The 23,713-nt window shown below is 65.2% G+C and carries 22 protein-coding genes; 6 read left to right on the top strand and 16 right to left on the bottom strand.

All coding sequences use genetic code 11. The features are described 5' to 3' along the window. Window positions 1-56: 56 nt before the first annotated feature. Together K5L94_RS07620 and purE are read right to left on the bottom strand one after the other, a co-directional pair. Window positions 57-1,205: a 5-(carboxyamino)imidazole ribonucleotide synthase gene (locus K5L94_RS07620; protein WP_053449286.1), complete on the bottom strand. Its 1,149-nt coding sequence runs from the start codon at window positions 1,203-1,205 to the stop codon at window positions 57-59. Then, the gene (gene purE, locus K5L94_RS07615; RefSeq protein WP_005412808.1) at window positions 1,202-1,705 is read right to left on the bottom strand and encodes a 5-(carboxyamino)imidazole ribonucleotide mutase; all 504 of its coding nucleotides are present in this window, start codon (window positions 1,703-1,705) and stop codon (window positions 1,202-1,204) included. The genes K5L94_RS07620 and purE overlap by 4 nt, the downstream gene beginning before the upstream one ends. 58 nt (window positions 1,706-1,763) lie before the next feature. Between purE and K5L94_RS07610 the strand changes: the two genes are divergently transcribed. From K5L94_RS07610 to K5L94_RS07595, 4 genes are all read left to right on the top strand, one after another. Next, window positions 1,764-2,033, top strand: a complete 270-nt coding sequence (locus tag K5L94_RS07610; RefSeq protein WP_005408847.1) for a Trm112 family protein — start codon at window positions 1,764-1,766, stop codon at window positions 2,031-2,033. Beyond that, entirely contained in the window at window positions 2,030-2,881 is an 852-nt protein-coding gene (nadC, locus tag K5L94_RS07605; RefSeq protein WP_053511397.1) for a carboxylating nicotinate-nucleotide diphosphorylase, read from the top strand. The genes K5L94_RS07610 and nadC overlap by 4 nt, the downstream gene beginning before the upstream one ends. Before the next feature lie 104 nt (window positions 2,882-2,985). Then, window positions 2,986-3,987, top strand: coding sequence for a DUF2272 domain-containing protein (locus K5L94_RS07600; protein ID WP_053449284.1), 1,002 nt, complete (start codon window positions 2,986-2,988; stop codon window positions 3,985-3,987). A gap of 67 nt (window positions 3,988-4,054) precedes the next feature. Beyond that, window positions 4,055-4,405: a DUF3301 domain-containing protein gene (locus tag K5L94_RS07595; RefSeq protein WP_049436544.1), complete on the top strand. Its 351-nt coding sequence runs from the start codon at window positions 4,055-4,057 to the stop codon at window positions 4,403-4,405. A gap of 87 nt (window positions 4,406-4,492) precedes the next feature. Here the strand turns inward: K5L94_RS07595 and K5L94_RS07590 are convergent, their stop codons facing one another. The 7 genes from K5L94_RS07590 to K5L94_RS07560 all read right to left on the bottom strand — a co-directional run bounded on the left by K5L94_RS07590 (window position 4,493) and on the right by K5L94_RS07560 (window position 10,552). Further along, window positions 4,493-4,945 carry a ClpXP protease specificity-enhancing factor gene (locus tag K5L94_RS07590; protein ID WP_008264860.1) on the bottom strand — a complete coding sequence of 151 codons (453 nt, stop codon included), beginning with the start codon at window positions 4,943-4,945 and terminating at the stop codon, window positions 4,493-4,495. 84 nt (window positions 4,946-5,029) lie between these two features. Continuing rightward, window positions 5,030-5,665, bottom strand: coding sequence for a glutathione S-transferase N-terminal domain-containing protein (locus K5L94_RS07585; RefSeq protein ID WP_005415948.1), 636 nt, complete (start codon window positions 5,663-5,665; stop codon window positions 5,030-5,032). A gap of 134 nt (window positions 5,666-5,799) precedes the next feature. Further along, window positions 5,800-6,549, bottom strand: a complete 750-nt coding sequence (locus K5L94_RS07580; RefSeq protein WP_053449283.1) for a cytochrome c1 — start codon at window positions 6,547-6,549, stop codon at window positions 5,800-5,802. Then, a complete protein-coding gene (locus K5L94_RS07575) occupies window positions 6,542-7,801 on the bottom strand; it encodes a cytochrome b (protein WP_006429450.1) in 1,260 nt (419 codons plus the stop codon). Before K5L94_RS07575 ends, K5L94_RS07580 begins: the two co-directional genes overlap by 8 nt. Further along, window positions 7,801-8,421, bottom strand: coding sequence for a ubiquinol-cytochrome c reductase iron-sulfur subunit (petA, locus tag K5L94_RS07570; protein ID WP_004151998.1), 621 nt, complete (start codon window positions 8,419-8,421; stop codon window positions 7,801-7,803). Before petA ends, K5L94_RS07575 begins: the two co-directional genes overlap by 1 nt. A gap of 192 nt (window positions 8,422-8,613) precedes the next feature. Next, window positions 8,614-9,537 (bottom strand): lytic transglycosylase domain-containing protein, encoded by a 924-nt coding sequence (locus K5L94_RS07565; RefSeq protein WP_053511665.1) that lies wholly within the window; start codon window positions 9,535-9,537, stop codon window positions 8,614-8,616. Between the two features lie 46 nt (window positions 9,538-9,583). Further along, complete coding sequence (locus tag K5L94_RS07560; protein ID WP_053449281.1) at window positions 9,584-10,552, bottom strand: helix-turn-helix transcriptional regulator; 969 nt, start codon at window positions 10,550-10,552, stop codon at window positions 9,584-9,586. 80 nt (window positions 10,553-10,632) lie between these two features. Here K5L94_RS07560 and K5L94_RS07555 point away from each other — a divergent pair, with 80 nt between their 5' ends. Both K5L94_RS07555 and miaB read left to right on the top strand, forming a co-directional pair. After that, on the top strand, window positions 10,633-11,253 hold the full coding sequence (locus K5L94_RS07555) for a glutathione S-transferase family protein (RefSeq protein ID WP_008264796.1): 621 nt from the start codon (window positions 10,633-10,635) through the stop codon (window positions 11,251-11,253). A 106-nt stretch (window positions 11,254-11,359) separates the two neighbouring features. After that, window positions 11,360-12,775: a tRNA (N6-isopentenyl adenosine(37)-C2)-methylthiotransferase MiaB gene (miaB, locus tag K5L94_RS07550; protein WP_274512395.1), complete on the top strand. Its 1,416-nt coding sequence runs from the start codon at window positions 11,360-11,362 to the stop codon at window positions 12,773-12,775. Between the two features lie 73 nt (window positions 12,776-12,848). On the opposite strand, the gene K5L94_RS07545 is transcribed toward miaB, so the two are convergent. From K5L94_RS07545 to K5L94_RS07515, 7 genes are all read right to left on the bottom strand, one after another. Continuing rightward, a complete protein-coding gene (locus K5L94_RS07545; protein WP_008265309.1) occupies window positions 12,849-13,961 on the bottom strand; it encodes an ABC transporter permease in 1,113 nt (370 codons plus the stop codon). After that, window positions 13,958-14,881, bottom strand: coding sequence for an ABC transporter ATP-binding protein (locus tag K5L94_RS07540; protein WP_274512394.1), 924 nt, complete (start codon window positions 14,879-14,881; stop codon window positions 13,958-13,960). The genes K5L94_RS07545 and K5L94_RS07540 overlap by 4 nt, the downstream gene beginning before the upstream one ends. A 20-nt stretch (window positions 14,882-14,901) precedes the next feature. After that, the gene (locus tag K5L94_RS07535; protein WP_274512393.1) at window positions 14,902-15,858 is read right to left on the bottom strand and encodes an HlyD family secretion protein; all 957 of its coding nucleotides are present in this window, start codon (window positions 15,856-15,858) and stop codon (window positions 14,902-14,904) included. Window positions 15,859-16,105: 247 nt separating this feature from the next. Further along, window positions 16,106-17,668: a hypothetical protein gene (locus tag K5L94_RS07530; protein WP_197652540.1), complete on the bottom strand. Its 1,563-nt coding sequence runs from the start codon at window positions 17,666-17,668 to the stop codon at window positions 16,106-16,108. Next, a complete protein-coding gene (locus K5L94_RS07525; RefSeq protein ID WP_274512392.1) occupies window positions 17,665-18,891 on the bottom strand; it encodes a phospholipase D-like domain-containing protein in 1,227 nt (408 codons plus the stop codon). The genes K5L94_RS07530 and K5L94_RS07525 overlap by 4 nt, the downstream gene beginning before the upstream one ends. Before the next feature lie 83 nt (window positions 18,892-18,974). After that, entirely contained in the window at window positions 18,975-20,489 is a 1,515-nt protein-coding gene (locus K5L94_RS07520) for a hypothetical protein (RefSeq protein ID WP_274512391.1), read from the bottom strand. After that, entirely contained in the window at window positions 20,486-23,665 is a 3,180-nt protein-coding gene (locus K5L94_RS07515; RefSeq protein WP_274512390.1) for a phospholipase D-like domain-containing protein, read from the bottom strand. The genes K5L94_RS07520 and K5L94_RS07515 overlap by 4 nt, the downstream gene beginning before the upstream one ends. Between the last annotated feature and the right edge of the window lie 48 nt (window positions 23,666-23,713).

Genomic DNA, 23,713 nt, shown 5'->3' with positions numbered 1-23,713 from the left:
CCACATCGTTGCAGGAATACCGGGGAATGCCGGCCGCTGGCCGGCATTCCTCCTGCTCAGCGATTGCGCAGGGCGTGCGCGGCCGGCGCCACCTGGGACGGGCGGCCCAGCTCCAGCCCAACCTGGTCCAGCGCATCGGCCAGTGCCGCAGCATCATCATCGCGCAGCGTGGCATGACCGACCTTGCGGCCCTCGCGTGGCTCCTTGCCGTAGTCGTGCCAATGGCCGCTGGCCTGGGCCAGCACTGGCGCAGGATCGGGCATCGCGCCCAGCCAGTTCAGCATGCAGGCATGGCCGAGCATGCGGGTGCTGCCCAGCGGCAGGCCAAGCACGGCGCGCAGATGGTTCTCGAACTGCGAGGTCTCGCTGCCTTCGATGGTCCAGTGCCCGGAGTTGTGCACGCGCGGCGCCATCTCGTTGGCCAGCAGTTCGCCATCGCGGCAGAACAGCTCCAGCGCGAACACGCCCACGTACTGCAGGTGCTCGGCAACGCGACGGGCATAGCCGATCGCAGCCTGCCGCTCGGCGTCGGACAGCACGGCCGGCGCCACGCTGGCCGACAACACGCCGTCGACATGCCAGTTGCCGGTAACCGGCCACGCCTCGAAGCTGCCATCGCGGCCACGCACGGCGACCACGCTGACCTCGCGCTGGAAGGCCACGAAGCCCTCCAGGATCAGGCCCGTGCGCTCGACCTGCGCACCCAGCGCATCCCAAGCGGCGTCGATGTCGGCCTCGCTGCGCAGGCGGAACTGGCCCTTTCCGTCATAGCCGAGGCGGCGGGTCTTGAGAATGCACGGCAGGCCGAACGCGGCCGCCTTCTCAGCCAGCTCGTCGCGGCTGCGGATGTCGGCGAAGGCCGGCAGCGGGATGCCCAGCTGCTGGAACAGGGTCTTTTCGCTCAGCCGGTCCTGGGCCACGGCCAGCGCGGCCGGCGGCGGGTAGACCGGCACGCGGTCGGCCAGGAACTGCGCGCTGTCGGCGGGTACGTTCTCGAAATCGAAGGTGACCACATCCACCTTCGCCGCGAAGTCCGCCAGCGCCTGGCGGTCATCGAAGGCGCCGACCGTCAGGGGCGCCAGCGGGCCACTGCAGGCGTCGGCCGCCGGATCGTACAGTTCGAAGCGCAGTCCCAGCGGCGCACCGGCCAGGACCATCATGCGGGCGAGCTGGCCGCCGCCCAGGATGCCGACGGTCAGGCTCATTGGCGCGGGTCGTCGTGGGCCATCACGTCTTCGGTCTGGCGCGCACGGAAGGCGTCGAGCGCCTGGCCGATCGCCGGCTGGTCGCTGGCCAGCATCGCTGCAGCGAACAGCGCGGCATTGGAGGCGCCGGCATTGCCGATGGCAAAGGTGGCGACCGGGATGCCGGCCGGCATCTGCACGATCGACAGCAGCGAATCCATGCCGTTGAGGGCCTTGGACTGCACCGGCACGCCCAGCACCGGCACGGCGGTCTTGGCGGCGATCATGCCCGGCAGGTGCGCGGCCCCGCCGGCACCGGCGATGATCGCGCGCAGGCCACGCGGGCCCGCCTGCTCGGCGTAACTGAACAACACATCCGGCGTCCGATGCGCGGACACCACCTTCACTTCGAACGGAACACCCAGGGCTTCAAGCTTCTGGGCGGCGTGCTGCATGGTTTCCCAGTCGGAACGGGAACCCATGACGATGCCGACAAGCGGCGCGATCGGGTTGGGGGTCATTGGCCGTCACCTGCCTTAAAGACGTATTCTAGCCATCTTCCACGCAAGACGAAGAACCATGGATCGCAAGCTGCTCGACCTGCTGGTGTCGCCGGACACCCGCCAGCCCCTGTCCCTGCTGGATGGCAAGGGCCTGGAAGCCCTCAACAAGGCCATTTCCGCCGGCGCGGTGAACAAGGCCGATGGCAACCCGCTGGCGCAGCCGCTGCGCGAAGCGCTGGTCACCCGCGACCGCAAGCAGGTGTTCCGCGTCGACGACGGCATTCCGGTGCTGCTGGCCGAGGAAGCCATCCCGACCGCCCAGATCGCCGACTTCCCGGCCGCATGAGCACGCTGCCGACGCCGGATGCGGCCGTTGTCGCCGCCGATGTCGCGCGTGCGCTGGCCGAGGACCTGGGCAGTGGTGACGTCACCGCCGCCCTGCTGCCCGACCAGGCCGACAGCGCCTACCTGCTGTGCAAGCAGGATGGGGTGATTGCCGGCCGCCCCTGGTTCGACGCCACCCACCGTGCGCTCGACCCGGACGTGCGCATCGAATGGCAGGTTTCCGAAGGCGACGCGGTCACCGCAGGCACCGTGCTGGCCCTGCTGTACGGGCGCAGCCGCAGCCTGGTCAGCGCCGAACGCACCTCGCTGAATTTCCTGCAGACGCTGTCCGGCACCGCCACCACCACTGCCCGCTATGTGGCCGCCGTGGCCGGTACCGGCACGCGCATCCTCGACACCCGCAAGACCCTGCCCGGCCTGCGCCTGGCGCAGAAGTACGCCGTGCGCTGCGGCGGCGGCGACAACCACCGCTTCGGCCTGTACGACACGGTGATGCTGAAGGAAAACCACATCCGCGCCGCCGGTTCGCTGGCCGCCGCCGTGGCAGGCGCACGCCGGCAGTGGCCCGCGCTGCCACTGGTGGTCGAGGTGGAGGATCTGGCGCAGCTGCGCCAGGCCCTGGAGGCCGGATGCGAACGCATCCTGCTGGATGACTTCAGCCCCGACCTGCGCCGCGAGGCCGTGCGCATCACCGCCGGCCGTATCCCTCTGGAAGTCTCCGGCAGCGTCGGCCTGGGTGGCCTGCGCTCGATCGCCGAGGATGGCGTGGACTGCATTTCCATCGGCGGCCTGACCAAGCACGTGCAGGCCATCGATCTGTCGTTGAAGCTGGGCCCGCCGCCGGGTTGAGGTGACGGTCGCATGGTGCCGGCCAGCGGCCGGCACTACCGTTCTCACACCCTGCGTTCACGACGGCACTGCGACGCTGCGGCCATCCCCCACAGGAGCCGCGCATGCGCCGGATGCTCTTGCCTGCCTGCCTTCTGCTCGCGACCGTCCCCTTTTCCGCAGCGGCTGCGGAGGCCTGTGACGTACCGCCCCGCTACGGCCTGAGCCCGTTGGCAGTGGCCATCCGCAACACCGCCTGCAACGAACACCGGCTGTGGTTCCGGCCCTTCATCGATCGCGATGGTCGCGCTGCAAGCCTCAGCGTCACCGAGGCCGAGAGCGAGCATCTTGCCGACAACGGCCTGATCGCCTGGCAGCGCGTGGCCGGCTATTGGCGTGACAGCGGCACGCTCAACGCGATGGGCAGCATCGCCGGCGCCAGCAGCTGCCTGGCGCCGCTGGGCACGCGCTACACCGACAGCGACTGCCGCGCGTTCCTGGTCGACAACCCGTGGTCGGCCGCCTTCATTTCCTGGGTGATGGTGCGTGCCGGCGTGCCCGGCTTCAACACATCGCCGCGCCACATCGACTACATCCGTGCTGCCTACCAGGGCGGCCCTTCCGGTGTGCCCTATCGGCTGGTTGATCCCGCGACCGCAAAGCCCGCGCCGGGCGATCTGCTGTGCTTCCTGCGCGACCGCAGCACCACGCTGAGCTACAGCGGGCTGGTACAGGCGCTCGGCAATGGTTCGGTCGGCCACTGGAAATCACATTGCGAAGTGGTGGTGGCGGCCAACCTCGGCGGCGACCAGACCCTGTACCTGGTGGGGGGCAATGTGATGAATACCGTGGCAATGCGGCTGCTGCCGCTGGACCGCACCGGGCTGATCCAGCTGCCGCCGGCACGCGAACGCAGCAGCACCGGCATCGACCCCAGCTGCACACCGGGCCGCGAAGACGAATGCAGCTTCAACCGCCAGGACTGGGCAGCACTGCTGCAGCTGACCGCCACATCACCCCTGGTGATGCCCTCGCCCACTGCGACGCCGATGCAGACCGCGCCGGCGCCGCAACCGGCCATCGTGCCCGCGCAGCCAGTGTCCAGCGAGCCGCAGCCGCGGCGGTGACTGCAGCGCTTGATCCAGCGCGTGTTCGCCGCCATCTTTGCCGGATCGACCTCTGACCGCTGACGCCATGCCCACCCTGCTGCTGTTGCTGATTGCCGGCGGAATCATCTATTTCTTCTGGAACGCCGCCCGTTCGGCCGCCGAGCGCGCGGTCGAGCTGGGCCGCAATGCCTGCCGCGCCGCCGATGTGCAATGGCTGGACCAGGCAGTGCACGCCACCGGCCTGCGCCTGTCGCGCGGCGAGGATGGCCGGCTCGGATTCGAGCGCACCTTCAAGTTCGAGTATTCCTATGACGGCATCGATCGCCACGTGGGCCGCATGGTGCTGCGCGGCGACCAGCTGATCTCGTTTACCGGGCCCGGCGCGGCACGGATCAGCCAGATCCGGCCGGATGTGGACGATGCCGAGGATGTGTAAGGTTTAAAGGCGTGCCGACCAACGGTCGGCACCCACCTCTGAACCGGCAAATGAAAAACGCCGCCCATCGGGGCGGCGTCGGAATCGTTACTTGACCACGCGCAGGTTCGGGCGACCCTTGGGCGGCGGGCTGGCAGGCGGCGTATCGTCCGGCGGCGTACCTTCGTCATGCAGCAGTTCATCGCTGGTCGGCGCGGTCTCGTTGCCCGGGATGTCGTCCGGCAGCGCCATGCCCTGCCCGGTCTCGCGGGCGTAGACGGCCAGCACGGCGCTGATAGGCACCTGCACCGGATAGCTGGTGCCGGAGAAGCGCGCCGAGAAGCTCACCATCTCGTTGTCGATCATCAACCGCACGACGGCACGTTCGGCGATGTTGAGCACCACCCGGCCATCCTTGACCGCCGAAGGCGGGACCTGCACGCCGGGGACGCCGGCGTCGACCAGGATGTGCGGGGTCAGCTGGTTGTCGTTGATCCATTCCACCAGCGCCCGCAGCAGGTACGGGCGGTGGCTGGTCATGTGGAAGAAGTCTTCGGTCATGCGTGAAGTGTACGCGCCCGGCGCCCCGCCGGGGCGGATCGCCTGCACACCGGTCGGCGTGCAGACGGGTAAGGCATGTCCGGATCAGACCGGCAGATCGCGCAGCTTCTTTTCCTGCTCGGTCAGGCTGCGGACGAAACCCGGGTGGCGGAAGATGCGGTTGCCGTAGTCCTCGATCGCCTTGCCGTCCTTGGGCAGCGGCACGTCCAGTGATTGCAGGCGCCAGATGATCGGTGCCATCGCGCAGTCGGCCAGGCTCATTTCCGGATTGAGGAAGAACTTGCTGGCCTTGAACAGCGGCAACGACGCAGTCAGCAGTTCCTTCAGGCGCTTGCGACCGGCCTCGGCCTGGGTCTTGTTGCCCAGCTGGATGGCCTGCACCTGCGGCACCCAGTCGTGCTCGATGCGCAGCATGGCCAGGCGGATGCGCGCGCGCGAGAGCGGATCGACCGGCATCAGCGGCGGATGCGGGTAGCGCTCGTCCAGGTATTCGCTGACCACCGACGCGGCATACAGCACCAGTTCGCGCTCGACCAGGGTTGGCACCGAGTGGTACGGATTGAGGTCGATCAGGTCTTCAGGCGGGTTCTGCGGATCGACCGGAACGAAGTCGAAGGTGACCCCCTTGGCCGCCAGGACCAGGCGTACACGGTGGCACAGCACATCGTCGTTCGAGGAAAACAGCGTCAGTGTATTGCGCATGCGTACGCTCGCCGCCATCAAAGGCTCTCCTACGACAGGAGACCGCCTGCCGCATCGGCGCCGCCAGCACCGTGCCAGCGGTCGACTCCTCCCCGAGTGTGCAACCGACCATCACAAAAGCCAATAGGCCCGTGCGATGGCCGGCCGCAGAATCAGTGAACGTCCTTCCAGTATTCCTTCTTCAGCAGGTACAACAGGAAGGTCAGCAGGGCCAGGAACAAGATCACCCACACGCCCAGCTGCTGCCGCTTCAGCGCGGCCGGCTCGCCGGCGTATTCGAGGAAGTTGGTGATGTCGCGCACGGCCTGGTCGTACTGGCCGGCATCGACCGAACCCGGTGTTTCAATCTTGAGCCCGGTCACCGGCGGGTCCATGCCCGGCGCCTCGGGCTTGCCGTGCACGGCATGCTGCAGGCCCTGCATCTCCCACAGCGGGTTGGGCATGGACGCGTTGGCAAACAGCGCGTTGTTCCAGCCCAGTGGCCGGCTGCTGTCCAGGTAGAACGACTTGAGGTAGGTGTAGACCCAGTCACTGCCCCGCACACGCGAGATCAGGCTGAGGTCCGGCGGCATCTTGCCGAACCATTTCTCGGCATTCTCCTTGGGCATCGCCACCGGAATCGGGTCGCCGATCGCCGAGCCGGTGAAGTTGAGGTTGTTCATCACCTCTTCCTCGGTCAGGCCCAGGTCCTGCGCCATCCGCGAATAGCGCAGGTACTTCAGCGCGTGGCAGCCGGAGCAGTAGTTCATGTACAGCTGCGCGCCGCGCTGCAGCGATGCGCGGTCACCGAGGTCGTTGCCGGCCTGCAGCAGCTTGGTGCCGCCCTCGGCGGCGGAGGCCAGGAAACTGCCCAGCATCAGGGTGGCCGCCAGGGCCAGCCGGACCATCCAGCGCTCAGTCATGCGTGGTCACCCTCTCCGGTACCGGCTTGGTCTTGTCCAACCTTGTCCATAGCGGCATGGTGATGAAGAACGCGAAGTACAGGAAGGTCAGCACCCGCCCGATGTAGGTCTCGTGCACGTCGGTGCCGGGGCCGGAACCGATCACACCCAGCCACACGAAGCACACCGCCAGCACGCCCAGCATCACCTTCGAGATCCAGCCGCGGTAGCGCACCGACTTCACCCGCGCCTTGTCCAGCCATGGCACCAGGAACAGGATCGCGATGGCCGAGAACATCACCAGCACGCCGCCCAGCTTGTTCGGCACCACGCGCAACATCGCGTAGTACGGCGTGTAGTACCAGACCGGCTTGATGTGTTCCGGGGTGACCAGGCGGTTGGCCTCGGTGAAGTTGTCGTGCTCCAGGAACAGGCCGCCGAAACCGGGCGCGAAGAAGATGATGAAGGCCGCGATGATCAGCAGGAAGCCGGCGCCGACGCCATCCTTGAGCGTGTAGTACGGGTGGAATGGAATGCCATCGGCCGGGGCATTCGGCGACCAGCGGTTGCCCTTCGGGCCCTTCTTGATCTCCACGCCATCCGGGTTGTTCGAGCCCACTTCGTGCAGCGCGCCCAGATGCAGCACCACCAGCAGCAGCAGCACCAGCGGCAGGGCGATGACGTGCAGCGCGAAGAAGCGGTTGAGCGTGGCGTCGCTGGGCAGGTAGTCGCCCATGATCCATTCGGTCAGGCCGTTGCCGATGACCGGTATGGCGCCGAACAGCGAGATGATCACCTTGGCGCCCCAGAACGACATCTGGCCCCACGGCAGCACGTAGCCCATGAAGGCTTCGGCCATCAGCACCAGGTAGATCAGCATGCCGAGGATCCACACCAGCTCGCGCGGCTTCTGGTAGCTGCCGTACAGCAGGCCGCGGAACATGTGCAGGTAGACCACGATGAAGAACAGCGAGGCCCCGGTGGAGTGCATGTAGCGGATCAGCCAGCCCCACTCCACGTCACGCATGATGTATTCGATGGAACCGAACGCCTCGGCGGCGTTGGTCTTGTAGTGCATCGTCAGGAAGATGCCGGTGACGATCTGGTTGACCAGCACCAGCAGCGCCAGCGAACCGAAGTAGTACCAGATGTTGAAGTTCTTCGGCGCGTAGTACTCGCTGACATGCTTGCGGTACACCGGCATCAGGCCCGGCGCGCGGGCATTGACCCAGTCGGCGACGCCGCTGGCGGTACGGCTGAGGATATTGGCCATCAGGCTGCCCCCTGCGGATCGACACCGATGATGATGGTGTTGTCGTCCTGGTAGTGGTGCGCGGGCACCTTCAGGTTGATGGGCGCCGGCACGTCCTTGAAGACGCGGCCGGACATGTCGAAGCGCGACTTGTGGCAGGGGCAGAAATACCCCCCCTTCCACTGCGGGTCGTAGGGCTCGGGCCGGATCTCGGCGACCATTTCAGGCGAGCAGCCCAGGTGCGTGCACAGGCCGACCAGCACGGAGATGTCCGGCTTGATCGAGCGCAGCTCGGGATTCTGCTTCAGCACGTAGTCCGGCTGCTGGTCCTTCTCGCCGGACTCGGGGTCCTTGAGGCGGCCATCCAGTCCGTGCAGCGCATCGAGGATCGCCTTGGACCGCTTGACGATCCAGATCGGCTGGCCGCGCCATTCCACGATCAGGCGTTGGCCTTCCTGCAGGGCGCTGATGTCGGCCACCACCGGTGCGCCGGCAAGCTTGGCGCGGGCACTGGGGTTCCAGGACTTGATGAAAGGAACTGCGGTGAATCCGACGCCGACGGCGCCCACCACGGCTGTGGTGGCAGAAAGAAAACGCCGACGTCCGGTGTTGACTGGATCGTGTACCCCATCGTTGGCCATCCGGCACTCCGATATTGATTAGGTAGCTTTAAGGCTGCCAGCGGATCCGGTGGGGGCCAGAGCCGCATTGAATCTTGGACGAGTGTAGCGGAACCGTCGCGCGCCACACAACGCACTGCAACAATCTTTTGAAGGCGTGCCGACTGACAGTCGGCACCTACCGTTTAGAGCGTGCCGACCCACGGTCGGCACCTACTGGTGGCTCAAGGCACTGCGGTAGCGGTCGGCCAGCTGGCCGACCCGGCGCACGTAGTACTGGGTTTCACTGTAGGGTGGCACGCCGCCGTGGCGGTCGACCGCGCCCTCGCCCGCGTTGTAGCCGGCTGCCGCGAGGGTCAGGTTGCCATTGAAGCGTTTCAGCAACCATGCCAGATACTGCACGCCGCCGCGGATGTTCTGCCCGGCATCGTAGGAATCACTGACGCCGAAGCGGGCGGCAGTCGGTGGCATCAGCTGCATCAGGCCCTGCGCACCGGCACGGCTGAGCGCGGTCGGGTTGTAGGCGGATTCGGCGTGGATGATCGCGCGCACTACGGCCTCCTCAACACCGAACTCGCGCGCGGCCGAGGTGATCTCGCTCTGGAACGCCGTGGTGTTCAGGCGCACCGTGCCGAAGTCCACGCGCGGATTGACCCCGCAGGCGTAGCAGCGCTCCATGAAGCTGTAGCGGATGGTCCGCACCGGGCCCAGGTTGGCCACCTGGGTCGGCCGCGCACTGGTGTAGTGGCGCACGCCATCCTTCATGAAGGAATAGACCTGGCCGCTGACCATCCGCCCACCGCGCGAGGCGGTTGCGGCCGTGGGCACGGAAGCAGGTGCAGGTGCGGGTGCAGCCACTGCGGGCGTCGCAGCACTGGCCGCGACGGCAACCGGATTGCGCTCGATGCTGGCCACGGTGGTGGCTGGCGCGGGTTTCGGCGCGGTCACCACAGGGCGCGGCGCCGGGCGGGTATCGCGGCTGTAGCTGATGCTGCTGCAGACGGCGCCGGCCACGCGCTTGCTCACATAACTGGTGACGCCGTCGGCGCCCTGGCACTTGTACAGGGTTCCGGCGCTGGCCGGCGCAGCGGTCAGCGCAGCGATGATGATCGCCGTTGTCCCCAGTATCCCCTTCATGGCGGCGAGTGTCCCAGCTTCGCCGGGGCTTGCCAAGCGATGCGGCTCAGGCTGTGACCGACGGCACAGCCAGCAGCTGGCCCAGGCCCGCCAGGCGCTGCGCCAGTTCGTCGCGCAGCTCCGGGGGCGTGGTCCACAGCGCCACGGGCACGCGGTCCAGGCTGAGGATCTGCGCCAGCATCATGCCGCGGCTCTCGGCCCCCATCCGCAGCAGGCAATGGTCGGTGCCATCGGCCTCCAGTACCCCGCACCACGGCGGAATCCGGCCTTCCAGCTCGGAATGGCTGCCGGCCAGGCGCAGGATGGCCTGCAGCGCGAACGGCGCCTGGCTGACGGCCTGCCGCACCATCACATCCGGCGGTGCCGGCGTGCGCCGATGCAGGCCCGGCTCGGTGCATTCGCGCACCGCGCCCATCCGGTCCACGCGCAGGGTGCGCCAGTCCTGGCGGCCCAGATCCCAGGCCAGCAGGTACCAGCGGCGGCCATAGTTGACCAGATGCTGGGCTTCGACCTCACGCTGGGTGACCGCGTCCTGCGCACTGCGGTACTCGAAGGCCAATCGCGACGCCTGCCGGCAGTGCTGCGCCAGCCGTCCGAGCAGGCGTGCATCGGTGGCGGGCAGGTCCGACAGCGTGGCGGTGGCGGCATGCACCTCGCCGGCCTGCTGGCGACGACGGGTTGGCACCAGCGGATCCAGCTTGGACAACAGGCCGCGTGCGGTGTCGTCGATGCCGGCGACAGTGGCCGAGGCCGCGCGCAGGGCGATGGCCAGGGTGGTTGCTTCCTCTTCGTCCAGCAGCATCGGCAGTACCGGCGCACCGGCCCCCAGCTGGTAGCCGCCGCCGACTCCGGCCGAGGCCTGCACCGGGTAGCCCAGTTCGCGCAGGCGCTCGATGTCGCGGCGGATGCTGCGCCGGTCCACGCCCATGCGTTCGGCCAGCTCGGCCCCCGACCACTGGCGGCGGGCCTGCAACAGGGCGATCAGGCGCAGCAGTCGATGGGCGGTATGGCGCATGAAGGATCGAGGACAGAAGTCGTCCGCAATAGTGCCCCAGGATGGCCTCCAGTTCACCACCCACCGCAAGGAGCAATGCCATGACCTCACGCCAGATCACCCTGTACCACGCCGCCCGTTCACGCTCGAGCGGCGCCGTGGCCCTGCTCGAAGCGCTGGGTGCCGACTACCGCATGCAGGTGCTGGACCTGAAGGCCGGCGCCAACCTGGCCCCGGCCTACCTGGCCATCAACCCGATGGGCAAGGTACCGGCCATCGTCCACAACGGTGCGCTGGTGACCGAACAGGTGGCGATCTACCTGTACCTGGCCGACCTGTACCCGGAAGCGGGGCTGGCACCGCCGATCGGTGACGCCCTGCGCGGGCCCTACCTGCGCTGGATGGCCTTCTACGGTGCCTGCTTCGAGCCGGCGATGATCGACAAGGCGATGCACCGCGAGCCGCCGCCGCGCCTGATGTCGCCGTACAACGACGCCGAGACCGTGCTGCAGGTGATCGAGGCCCAGCTGGCGCAGGGACCGTACCTGCTGGGCGAGACGATGAGCGCCGCCGACGTGCTGTGGGGCAATGCGCTGGCCTGGACCAGTGCTTTCGGCCTGGTGCAGCCGGCGCCGGCCACGGCCGCCTACATCGAACGGATCAGCGCGATGACGGCGTTCGACCGCTCGCGGCAGATCGACGCGGAGCTGGCAGCGGCGTAATCGCGCCGCGCCCCCGCCGGGGCCGACCAGCCACGGGCGGACGGCGGGAGGGCCGGGATGCGGGTAGAATTGCCCGCTTTCCCGCCACCCGAATGGATTAAGCGCCATGACCGGGACGCCAGACGTCTTTCCGCCCGCCCCCGGCGGTACCCCGCTCGTTGCCCTGCCCGCCGGTCCGCGCAAGCCCGACCAGGTGAAAGGCAAGCTGTACATCAAGACCCACGGTTGCCAGATGAACGAGTACGACTCGGCCAAGATGGCCGACGTGCTTGCCGCCAGCGATGGCCTGGAACTGACCGACAGCCCCGATGACGCCGACGTCATCCTGGTCAACACCTGTTCCATCCGCGAGAAGGCGCAGGAAAAGGTGTTCAGCCAGTTGGGCGTGTGGAAGGGCCTGAAGAACAAGGGCCGTGAAGTGATCATCGGCGTGGGCGGCTGCGTCGCCTCGCAGGAAGGCGAGGCGATCATCAAGCGCGCGCCGTTCGTGGACCTGGTGTTCGGCCCGCAGACCCTGCACCGCCTGCCGGAACTGATCCGTGCCCGCCGCGAGCAGAAGCGCCCGCAGGTGGACATCAGCTTCCCCGAGATCGAGAAGTTCGACCGCCTGCCCGAGCCGCGCGCCGAGGGCGCCTCGGCCTTCGTGTCGATCATGGAAGGTTGCTCCAAGTACTGCTCGTTCTGCGTGGTGCCCTACACCCGCGGCACCGAGGTCAGCCGTCCGTTCGAGGATGTGGTGGTGGAAGTGGCCCAGCTGGCCGCGCAGGGCGTGCGCGAGATCAACCTGCTCGGGCAGAACGTCAACGCGTACCGCGGGCCGTATGGCGATGGCGAGTTCGCCGACCTCGGCCTGCTTATCCGCACCATCGCCGAGATCGACGGTGTCGGCCGCATCCGCTTCACCACCTCGCACCCGCTGGAGTTCAGCGATTCGCTGATCGACGCGTTCCGCGACGTGCGGCAGCTGGCCAACTTCCTGCACCTGCCGGTGCAGGCCGGCAGCGACCGCGTGCTGTCAGCGATGAAGCGCGGCTACACCGCGCTGGAATTCAAGTCGAAGATCCGCAAGCTGCGCGCGGTGCGCCCGGATATCTCGATCAGTTCGGACTTCATCGTCGGCTTCCCCGGCGAGACCGATGCCGATTTCGAGAAGACCATGAAGCTGATCGAGGACATCGGCTTCGATCACAGCTTCTCCTTCATCTATTCGCGTCGACCGGGAACGCCGGCTGCGGACCTGGAGGACACGATCAGCGATGCCGAGAAGCACGCGCGCCTGTCGCGCCTGCAGGATCGCATCAATGCGCACGCCGCCGGCATCTCCGAGAAGATGGTCGGCACCGTGCAGACCGTGCTGGTGGAAGGCCCGTCGCGCAAGAACCCGAACGAGTTGACCGGCAAGACCGAGAACATGCGTTCGGTGAACTTCCCGGCACCGGCGCGCCTGATCGGCCAGTTCGTGGACGTGGTGATCACCGAAGCGCTGACCAACTCGCTGCGCGCGCGGGTGGTGGCGGAGTAAGGCGTGCCGACCAACGGTCGGCACCTACCGGCATTGATGCCGGCCAGCGGCCGGCACTACCGGATGGCATGCTTCAATCCAGGCGCTTGCGGAAGCGCAGGATCGCCAGCGTCATCATCACCACGATGAAGGCCAGCAGCGCCAGCGCGTCGTGCCACAGCTCCCACAGCGACGCACCGCGCAGCATGATGCCGCGCACCAGGCGCAGGAAGTGGGTCAGCGGCAGCACTTCGGCCAGCCACTGCACCGGCCGTGGCATGCCGGCGAACGGGAACATGAAGCCGGACAGCAGGATCGACGGCAGGAACAGGAACAGCGTCATCTGCATCGCCTGGAACTGCGAGCGCGCGCGCGTGGAGATCAACAGGCCCAGCGCCAGGTTGGCCAGCACCAGCAGCACCGCGGCCAGGTAGATGTCCAGCAGGCTGCCGCGGATCGGCACCTGGAACAGCCAGGTGCCCAGCACCAGCACCAGCGTGGTCTGCAGCAGGCCGATGGCCGCATAGGGCAGCACCTTGCCCACCATCAGTTCGCTGCGCGATACCGGCGTGGCGATCAGCAGCTCCATGTTGCCGCGCTCGCGTTCGCGCACCACCGCCACCGCCGTGAACATCACCAGGGTCATGGTCAGGATCACCCCGATCAGCCCCGGCACGATGTTCACCGCTGATCTTCGCTGCGGGTTGTAGAAGCTGGTCACGCTGACCTGGCCGCTGGCAATGCTGCCTTCGCGCAGCGGCCGCGTGTTGCTGGTCGGGCGCGTGTCGAGCGGCACCTGCGCCAGCTGGATCGCCGCACTCTGCACCACGGTATCGCTGCCATCGACCAGCACCTGCACCGCTTCGCGCCCATCGAAACGACGGCGCTCGAAATCGGCCGGTACCACGATGCCGACGCTGATCTCGCCGCGGCGCAGCGCCTGCATCAGCTGATCCGGGCTGTAGGCTTCGCTGCGCGGGGTGATCACACCGGTGGCGACCATGTCCTGCACCAGCGCGCGCGAGGCCGCGCTGTTCGCCTGGTCGGCCACACCCGCATCAAGATGGCGCAGGTTGAGGTTGATCGCATAGCCGAACAGCAGCAGCTGCATCACCGGAATGCCGACGATCATCGCCAGCGTGATGCGGTCGCGGCGCAGCTGGCGCAGCTCCTTGAGCATGATCGCCCACAGCCGGCGCAGGTTCATGCCGCCGGCTCCCGGCCACGACCTCGGGTGGCGGCGACGAACACGTCTTCCAGGTTCGGCGCGACCGCCTCGATATGCGCCTGTGGATCGGCACCGGCCAAGGCGCGCTGCAGCGCCGCCATGTCGGCCGCGTCTTCACTGCACAGTACGCGCAGCTGCGTGCCGATCTGCGCCACGCTCAGAACGCCGGGCAGGTCGGCCAGCGCGCGGCTGGCCTGGCGTGGCTGCGAAGAGGTGACCTGCAGCGTGCGCCCCTGCAACCGCGCGCACAGTTCGGCCGGCGTGCCATCGGCCACCAGCGCGCCGCGATCCAGGATCGCCAGACGGTGGCAGCGCTCGGCCTCGTCCATGTAGTGGGTCGACACCAGCACGGTGGTACCGGCGTCGGCCAGTTCGAACAAGGCCTCCCAGAAATCGCGGCGCGATTCCGGGTCGACCGCGCTGGTCGGCTCGTCCAGGAACAGCAGTTCGGGCGCGTGCACCACGGCACCGGCCAGGGCCAGGCGCTGCTTCTGCCCGCCGCTGAGCGTGCCGGCCAACTGCGGCTGCCGGTCCTGCAGCCGATACTGCTGCAACAGTGCATCGACGCGCTGCCGGGCCTGCGCGCGCGGCAGGTCCTGGATCGCGGCAAGGAACTCCAGGTTCTCGCGCACCGACAGGTCTTCGTACAGCGAAAAGCGCTGGGTCATGTAGCCGATGCGGCGGCGCAGCGCCTCGGCCTGTTCCGGCACCGACAGGCCCAGCACCTCGATCTGCCCGGCACTCGGCTCCAGCAGGCCGCACAGCATGCGGATGGTGGTCGACTTGCCCGAGCCGTTCGGGCCGAGGAAGCCGTAGACCTGGCCACGCGGTACCGTCAGGTCGACGTTGTCCACGGCCAGCAGATCGCCGAAGCGCCGGGTCAGGCCCTGCGCATGCACGGCAATGTCGTCGCCGGTGTTCAGAAGCTCACCCGCACCGGCAATCCGGCCGGCAGTTTCTGCATGTCGGTCGCCTCGTCCACTTCGATCTCGGCCAGGTAGCTCAGCCGCGCCACGTCGTCGCCGGTCAACGCGTAGTACGGCGTAAATGAAGGCTCGCTGCGGATCGAGCGCACATGCCCTTTCAACGCAGCGGCTTGCCCTTCCAGATGCACCTGCGCGGCCTGCCCGACCTTGACCTGCAACCGTAGTGGCTGTGGCAGGTAGACGCGCGCATAGGGGCGCTCGCCGACCAGCATCACCGCCAGTGGTGCGCCGATCGGCGCCTGGTCGCCCTGCCGATAGGGCAAGGCGTCGACCACGCCATCGCGGGGGGCGCGCAGCTGCAGCTTCTGCAGGTTGACGCCCTGCACCACCTGCTGCGCCTGCGCAGCGTCCGCCGCCGCCTGGCCCTGCGCGATATCCTGCGCGCGGCTGCCGTGCACCAGCTCCAGCCAGGCCTGCTCGGCGGCAAGCACGCTGGCTTCAGCGTTGCCGGCGGCGGCCCGTGCGCGGTCCAGCTCGGCGGCGGCGATCAGGCGCTGGCGTGCCAGGGGCTGCACGCGCCGGTAGTAGGCACTGGCTTCCACCGACTCCGCGCGTAGCGCGGCCAGCTGTGCCTGGGCCTGCGCGATCTGCTCCTGCCGTGGGCCGATCTTCAGTTCTTCCAGCTGCGCCTGCGCGCGCGCGGTGTCGGCCTGTGCGGCGGCGAACTGGGCGTCACCGCGGGCCGGGTCCAGCTGCATCAGCACGGTGCCGGCCTTGACCTGCTGGCCTTCGCGCACCTCCACCGCTGCAATCACTTCGGCCGCCGGTGCCGGCACGGTGACCCGGTCCCATTCCAGCGTTCCCAGCGCAGTCGGTGGCGCCTGGCCACAGCCTGCCAGCAGGGCCAGGCCCACCAGTCCGAACCCACGCATGCCGTTGCCCATGCCCATCCCCTCCAGCGACGGCACTACGGTGCCATCTGCCCCGTGCACCCGCGATGATGCCGATCCGCCCCGGCGGTTTTTTCACCACACCATGGAAGGCCTTGTGCCGTCAGGGTCTGGTCCACCTATCCACAGGTTGATTCGGCATCATTCCACAGCCGGTGTGGAAAAGCGCCAGGGGGATGGGCGGATTGCTCGCCTGGCAATGGAACGTGCGCCCGCGGCAGGATGGACCGCATGGCGACAGGAGCGGTCAATCCTTCTCTTCGCCTGGGAACCCAAGCTTCGTGGTACCAAAGCCATACTTGGTTTCCATCAGCTTCTTCACCGGGCCCATTCCCTCCACGCTCATCTTGCCGTCGGGCGTGCCGCAGCGTGTACCGACCTGCGTCCTGCCGTACTGCAGTTCGGCTTCACGACTGCGCTTGGGCCGAGGATCGGGCTCCCACCAGGGGAAATGGGCGTAGGGCTTGTTGGTCGAGACTTCGTAGCGCCAGCACACGAACGACAGGGTCTCTCTACCGGCAGCGTCATAGTCGTACACGCGGTAAGAGCTGTAACCGCTGGTGAGGGGCGTGAGCTTCAATACGCCCTTGTCTGCGTAGGCGCGCAGGTTCTCGGTGTAGGCGTCACCAGAGACAGGGCCGGACAGGATCACGCGCGTGAGCTTGCCCTTTGCGTCGTAGTTTTCCTGACGATTCAGATCCAGCGTGCGCCACTGGCGTTCGCGAGGGTGCTTGGCACCTGGGGAGAAAATTTCGAAAATCCGGCTGTGGGACCGGTGGCGGTACTCGCGCACGCGGGTGTAATCGGTTATGCCCTCAAACAGCCCCGTTGCAACTTCCATTGGCACGCGCTCGCCGGGGAATCTGTAGACCAACTTCTGTTGACCGTCCTGACTGCGCTCAGCGAAAAGAGCTGTCGCATCGGCGGGAGCGATAACGAATGAGTAGTCTTCAATTCCACTAATTCCTCCTTTCTCGCTACCATGAAACATGCTACCGATCCGCGTGCGCTGATTGGCATCTCCGATATAAATACTTCCGCTCGCGTACCACGCGCCATCGGTCGCCTCTGTTCCAATACCGATGTCCTCGCGATAGGGATCCTCACCTGCCTTACGCGTGGCTTTCTTGGTCAAATCAGAGGCCAGCGACCCGTCCGGCCGATAGGTGAAGTACCAAGCATTACTTTTGGACGCCTTCACGCGAAGCTGGGGGCATGTAAAGTCTGCATCATCCGATACGCTGACACCTGAAATCTCATTTGCCACCTCTACGCGACCATTTTCGTCATAGAGCGCACAGAACGTTGTGACCTTACGGCCCGACGTGCCGGTCTGTTGAATCGATGTCAATTGACCCGACGTATCGTAATCAAGCTCGTGCGCCTTATGCAGTTCAAAGTACGGATACAGCAACTTGACTGCAGGATGCAGGCTTCGGGGAGGCGCTTCACCAATCAGCTTGGACTCCCGCCTTCTCCATTCCTCAGCACGGCAGATCCGCTGCCCTTGGCCAGTAGTTTCCAGATAGTAGACCGAACCACCATTCGAGTCGAATGGAACGTTGTTCAACTTAGCCAGATCAGGACCGGTCCTGATTCTTATGTAAGGTGCCACCTCGTTCGCGCGACTGAGGCTGGCGCCTACTGCATCTCCTCCACCATCCAAGCTTGGCGTAAACTTGACCACCATGCTGTGTCCCTGAAAGCGGCCATCCCCTTCATTTTTTGAACTGCAACCTGCATGCGCGGCTTGCACGGCGCACAGAGCACTCACCGCAATCAGTGCTTTCAGCAGCAAATACTCACTCACACCTTTTCTCCTTGACTCAAGGCAGCATGTCGAGTCGAGCATGCCAATTCACTTGACCTATCCCCCTGAACAGGCAGGGCTGCAATGATCTCGCTCGGCATCGCGGCAGCCGGATCGTCCATGTCACTCCCCCAGAGGAGTGGCATGGTCACCCAGAAACCCTGAATCCCGCGGCGCGTTGCGGTACCTCTGAGAAAATCCGTCGCCTTACGCACATCATGCCGCCCCACTGCATCGGTCACGTAGTCGTTCACAACACTTGGCTCCTTCATGAAATCTGACTGCAGATCTGCCGGCTGCGCGTAGAGCATGCGCCTGACGTGCCCTTTGTCACTAAGACCTGCCGCCGGAAATCCATGAAACACAGAGTCGTAGCGAGGGAAAGAGTCGCGCGGGACATTCGTGAAAACACGCTGATAAGCTTCGGAATTGGCATCCGCAAGCTGCCTGATTCCCATCCAAGTTCTGGCACTTGCCGGTTTGTCGACCTCCAGGGTTGGAACTTTTTCGCTGAACCAAGGGTAGTAGTCTTCGGTTGCATTAGAAAAGACGAATTGCCCCCCCTTCTCAGGCTTCGTCTCAAGCGCCTGCCCCAGGAACTTCCTCCAAAGTTTCATCCGCAGATCCCGCGCAAACTTCCGGGTTATCACCTGCACGCCATTGCCCAGGTCCATCGACTTGGCCGCACCATCCACGATCACTGCGGCTATCTCGGTGTCACCCGTGCCCAGCAGGCTGCGGTCGTTGCAGTTCGCACTTCCAATGATGGCCACAGCGTCGTCCACGATCAGCAGCTTGGAGTGTACGTAACACTGCTCGGTCACCACGTACAAGGGGGTGGCCTGATCCGCGCCGATCGTATGCGGTGTGTAGTGGTTCTTGTGGTTGATGTCGGCCAGGACCCCATAACTTCTCAGGTTCATTACCGACAGATATTCCTTCCAGCGCCCGGCCTTCACCTCTGCCTGCAGGTCGGCCTCTTCCACGCTCGCCTCGCGGATGTCCTTGTCGCGCGCGATCAGTGAACGGCAGATGCGGCGGATCAGGCTGTCGTCGCCACGCAACAGGGTCTGCTGCACCCAGTACTGCTGCTTCAGCACGGCACCGTCGAACAGGCTGCCTTCCGGATGCACGGGCAAGGTGATGTACACATGGAAGCCCTGTCCGGCCACGATGGCGCGACGGATGCGCGCGGCGATGGCCGCCACCAGCGGATCGCTCAACGGCGTCAGTTCCGTGCCACGCGCCAGCGTGGTCTACTCCGGCAGGCCGACGCCTGTCACAAGTTCGGGAAAGAAGTCTCGCCCTACTCGCCCGGCAATCCCAGCTTGGTCGTCCCAAACCCGTACTTGGTTTCCATCAGCTTCTTCACCGGGCCCATTCCCTCCACGCTCATCTTGCCGTCCGGCGTGCCGCAGCGTGTACCGACCTGCGTCCTGCCGTACTGCAGTTCGGCTTCACGACTGCGCTTGGGCCGAGGATCGGGCTCCCACCAGGGGAAATGGGCGTAAGGCTTGTTGGTCGAGACTTCGTAGCGCCAGCACACGAACGACAGAGTCTCTCTACCGGCAGCGTCATAGTCGTACACGCGGTAAGAGCTGTAACCGCTGGTGAGGGGCGTGAGCTTCAATACGCCCTTGTCTGCGTAGGCGCGCAGGTTCTCGGTGTAGGCGTCACCAGAGACAGGGCCGGACAGGATCACGCGCGTGAGCTTGCCCTTTGCGTCGTAGTTTTCCTGACGATTCAGATCCAGCGTGCGCCACTGACGTTCACGGGGGTACTTTGCGCCAGGAGCGAAAACTTCGAAAACACGCTGACCGGTGCTGTGGTAATACTGGCGGACACGAGCATACCCTACAACCCCCTCAAGGAGACCCTTAGCGAGATCGGGTGGCACACGCTCACCAGTGAAGGTATAGCGCAACTTATGCGATGCCTCCTGGCTGCGATGCGCGAATACAGGCGTCACGTCGGACGAGGCGACACTGAAATTCGTGGTCTCAAAATACTCAATCCCGCGCGCATCACTCATCCCGAAAACCAACGAATCATACCCCACGCCATTCGAACCATTAACGTAGTACAGCTCCCCGTACCCTCGCCAGGATCCGTCTTCAACGGCCCGATCCTCCGCCCCGGCGCCGGACTCCTGCGACTGTCCAGGCTGCACCAGCGATTTTGAAAGTTTCCTCTTCAACGCCCCGTCATTTCCGTATTGGAAATATTCCGTCATACTCAGCGAAGGAGTGCCCCGCAGAGTCTCACAGTTAAAGTCGTGATCAAACGACACCGGATTGTTATCTGTCGAAGTGGCAACCGCGACCCTTCCTGCGGCGTCATAAAGCGCACAGAACTGGACTTGGGATCTGCCACCTGAATCATCAAGAATCACCGACTCTATCCGCCCTTGATCGTCGTAGATGAAACGCCTTGAGCTTTCAACCTTGAAGTATGGATAGACCCTTCCAACTGCCTCCGGAATATCAGCGGGCACCTTTCGAAAAACGGCCTCTCTTCGAACCCATTTCTCTTCGCGGACTACACGAAGTCCACTTCCGCTATTAGGCTCAAGATACACAACAGCTCCTCCATCTCGATCAAACGGCTTGTTCTCGATTTCATCAGGGGAGGTCAACCTAATAGCCACGTTGGGAGCAAGAATTGTCGGCCTGTCTCCGGAGACCCTGACAACACCGCGCGAATCGGGAGAGAACCGAACTTGTACATTCTTTGGCACCTCCCCCCATGGCTCAATGCCCGCGCCGCTCGCCCCGGCCACAATCGGAAAGCAAAACAGCATCGTGATCCAACCAAATTTCATGAATGTGCCCCGCTTACCGATGACGACTTTTTATCATTGAGCGCCAAGAGCACTTCACTCGACCCCAACGCTGGTGCAGCTGCAATTATCTGATTCGGCATTGCCGCGGCAGGATCATCCATACCATGCCCCCACAAGAGCGGCATGGAAACCCAGAATCCATGAAGATTCTTCTGATCCTTCATAAAACTCATCGCTTTCGCAACATCGTGACGTCCGACGCTGACGGTTGCCCCGTCCGCCAATTGACTTGGCTCGATCATGAATTCCGGCTGCAGATCCGGCGGCTGGGCGTGCAACATTCGCAATTGATGCCCTTTTTCATTGAACCCAGCAGCGGGAAAACACTGGAATACTGAATCATAGCGCGCCATGGAATCACCAGGAATGTTGGAAAACACTCGATGATAAGTGGCCAAGTTAAGGTCAGCTATCTTTCCAATTTCCCGCCAGGTGGATGACGCGACTGGAAGCTCTACGAAAGCACTCCTGGGTCGCTTTTGAAATGGCGGATAGTAGGGGCTGGTGGCATTCGACTCAGCATACCCTCGCTCCTTTCCGTCATTGACTGCGATTTCCTCCCCCAGGAACTTCCTCCAAAGTTTCATCCGCAGATCCCGCGCAAACTTCCGGGTTATCACCTGCACGCCATTGCCCAGGTCCATCGACTTGGCCGCACCGTCCACGATCACTGCGGCGATCTCGGTGTCACCCGTGCCCAGCAGGCTGCGGTCGTTGCAGTTCGCACTTCCAATGATGGCCACGGCGTCGTCCACGATCAGCAGCTTGGAGTGTACGTAACACTGCTCGGTCACCACGTACAAGGGGGTGGCCTGGTCGGCGCCGATCGTATGCGGTGCGTAGTGATTCTTGTGGTTGATGTCGGCCAGGACCCCATAACTTCTCAGGTTCATTACCGACAGGTATTCCTTCCAGCGCCCGGCCTTCACCTCTGCCTGCAGATCGGCCTCTTCCACGCTCGCCTCGCGGATGTCCTTGTCGCGCGCGATCAGCGAACGGCAGATGCGGCGGATCAGGCTGTCGTCGCCACGCAACAGGGTCTGCTGCACCCAGTACTGCTGCTTCAGCACGGCACCGTCGAACAGGCTGCCTTCCGGATGCACGGGCAAGGTGATGTACACATGGAAGCCCTGTCCGGCCACGATGGCGCGACGGATGCGCGCAGCGATGGCCGCCACCAGCGGGTTGCTGGCCGCTGACTTCACGCCCTGCTTGCGCTTCACCAGGTCCTGCACAACGCCGGTTTTCCCGATGGGCCCACTCATGGCCACGCCCTTGTCGACGTAGCCGGCCTTCTTTTTTTCGGCTTGGGTCATGGGCCGCCGCTCGCCGCCCTTGATTGCCGTCTCCACCGTCCTGCCGGCTTCAGCGTCGGACCATCCGCATTCGGAAATCAGGAACTGGGTCTCGAGGTAGACAAAAGCGCGCGCCGAGGCGATGCAGTTGACCATCGCATCGAGGATCGAATGCATCGGCTGGTTGCGCTCCCAGTACGGCTGCAGGCAACTGGCATCGTCCAGATTCAGGCCGAGCTCCTTGCAGCCCTTCTTCTCCAGCGCATGCAATGCCGTACCCGAGGAACGCACGATCTGTACGGTGACGTCGCCGGCCGTGCCCGGCCGGGCCAGGTCACCGAACAACGCCTGCATGCCGCCCATCGACTGCAGCCATTGATCGCTCAACGGCGTCAGTTCCATGCCACGTGCCAGCGTGGTCTGCTCCGGCAGGCCGGCACCTGTCCAGTCGTTGGCACCGCGGATGCCCCGGTTCAGGACCTTGCGCACCGCCGTGCCGATCTCACGGTCGCCGCGCTGGTTCTGCCAGACCATGGCGTTCCAGCGGTGCATGAAGTTGCGGCAGATGTCGAACACCGCCGGTCCCTGCAGGCGCGCGTGCACGTCCTGCCACGGCATGCGCGGCTGGCGGCCGCTGTCGAGCAGGCGCTGGATGCGATCCACCGGCTCGTTGATCCACTTCACCAGCGATTCCCACGCCTGTTTGGCCTTGTTGAACTTGTTCTCGATCTCGGCATATTTGGCCTTGGCGTCCGTGACCAGCGAGTCAGGATCACGCACGTATCCCACGACCGTGGTGGCCGTCTTGATCGGGCCCAGAATGGCGTCCTTGATCGCAGCCTTGCGCTCATCGACCCACTCGCCGAACTTCTTCGCCTGGATCTTCGTGAAGCCTTCCACCGCGCGCCCTGCGGCGGCGGCGGCCTCGCCGACGTTCAGCTTGACCGCCTCGTCGGCGGCCCGGTTGGAAGCGGCGATGACGTCGGCGTATTCCTTTTCGATCTCGGTCAACCACCCTTGAATGGCCAGGAAGGTCTTGGCGACCGAACGCTGTACCTTCACCGCTTCTTCCATGCCCGGAATGACCATCTCGGCAAGCTTGCGGATGCCTTCGCGCTCCAGCGCGTCGGGCACGCCCAGCTTGTCCGCATAGTCCTGCAGTTCGGCCAGTGCGGCGCCGGCATCCCATTGCGCCTTCATCCGGTCCAGCGCGATGGCCAGGCCCGGCACGTATGCCTGGGCAAAGCCGGGGCGGACACGGCCGACCGCGTCCGGGCTGGTATCGGGCTTGTCCAGGGTCAGGTCCTGCTCAGCCCTCGTCATGCCCCGAAACTTGCTCAGGCAGTTGTTGTAGTGGTCATTGAGCACATGCAACGTCGGGTCGCAGACCACGTCGAAGTTGCCGTCGTCCCAGCGCCCGTGGGCGATGTCCAGGCCGCCGACAAAGCCGATCTTCCCGTCCACCACCAGGATCTTCTGGTGGTGCGAAAAGGCGATGTTGAAGGCATCGGTGCGGCCGGTGGCCGGGTTGTGCAGGCCGACCTGCACCTGCCCCGGCGTGTTGGCATCCTGCATCTTGTACAGGGCCGTACGCGCCTCGTTCTCGTGGGTGTAGGCCGCCGCCTCGACACTGTCGTAGAGCAGCACCCGCACGTCCACGCCGCGCTGGTTGATGGCATCGAACAGCAGTTCACTCAGGCGGCTGGCGTGGGCACCGCCGCGGCTGTCCAGCTCGGTGTCGAAGTTCATCTGCCAGTCGGCGATGAAGATGAACTTCTGCGCGCCGCGGATGGCATCGGCCATCGCCTTCATCGCCGAGCGGCCATCGGTGTAGGCGTCGACCTTGTTGCCGCGCCGCACCGGCGCGAACTGGCGGTCCGGTGGCGCGTAGTAGTCACCGCTGCTGGT

This window comes from Stenotrophomonas forensis (assembly GCF_028752115.1).
Lineage (GTDB): Bacteria > Pseudomonadota > Gammaproteobacteria > Xanthomonadales > Xanthomonadaceae > Stenotrophomonas > Stenotrophomonas forensis.
The sequence above is the reverse complement of the archived record's forward strand: the minus strand, read 5'-3'. Positions and strand labels throughout refer to the sequence as shown.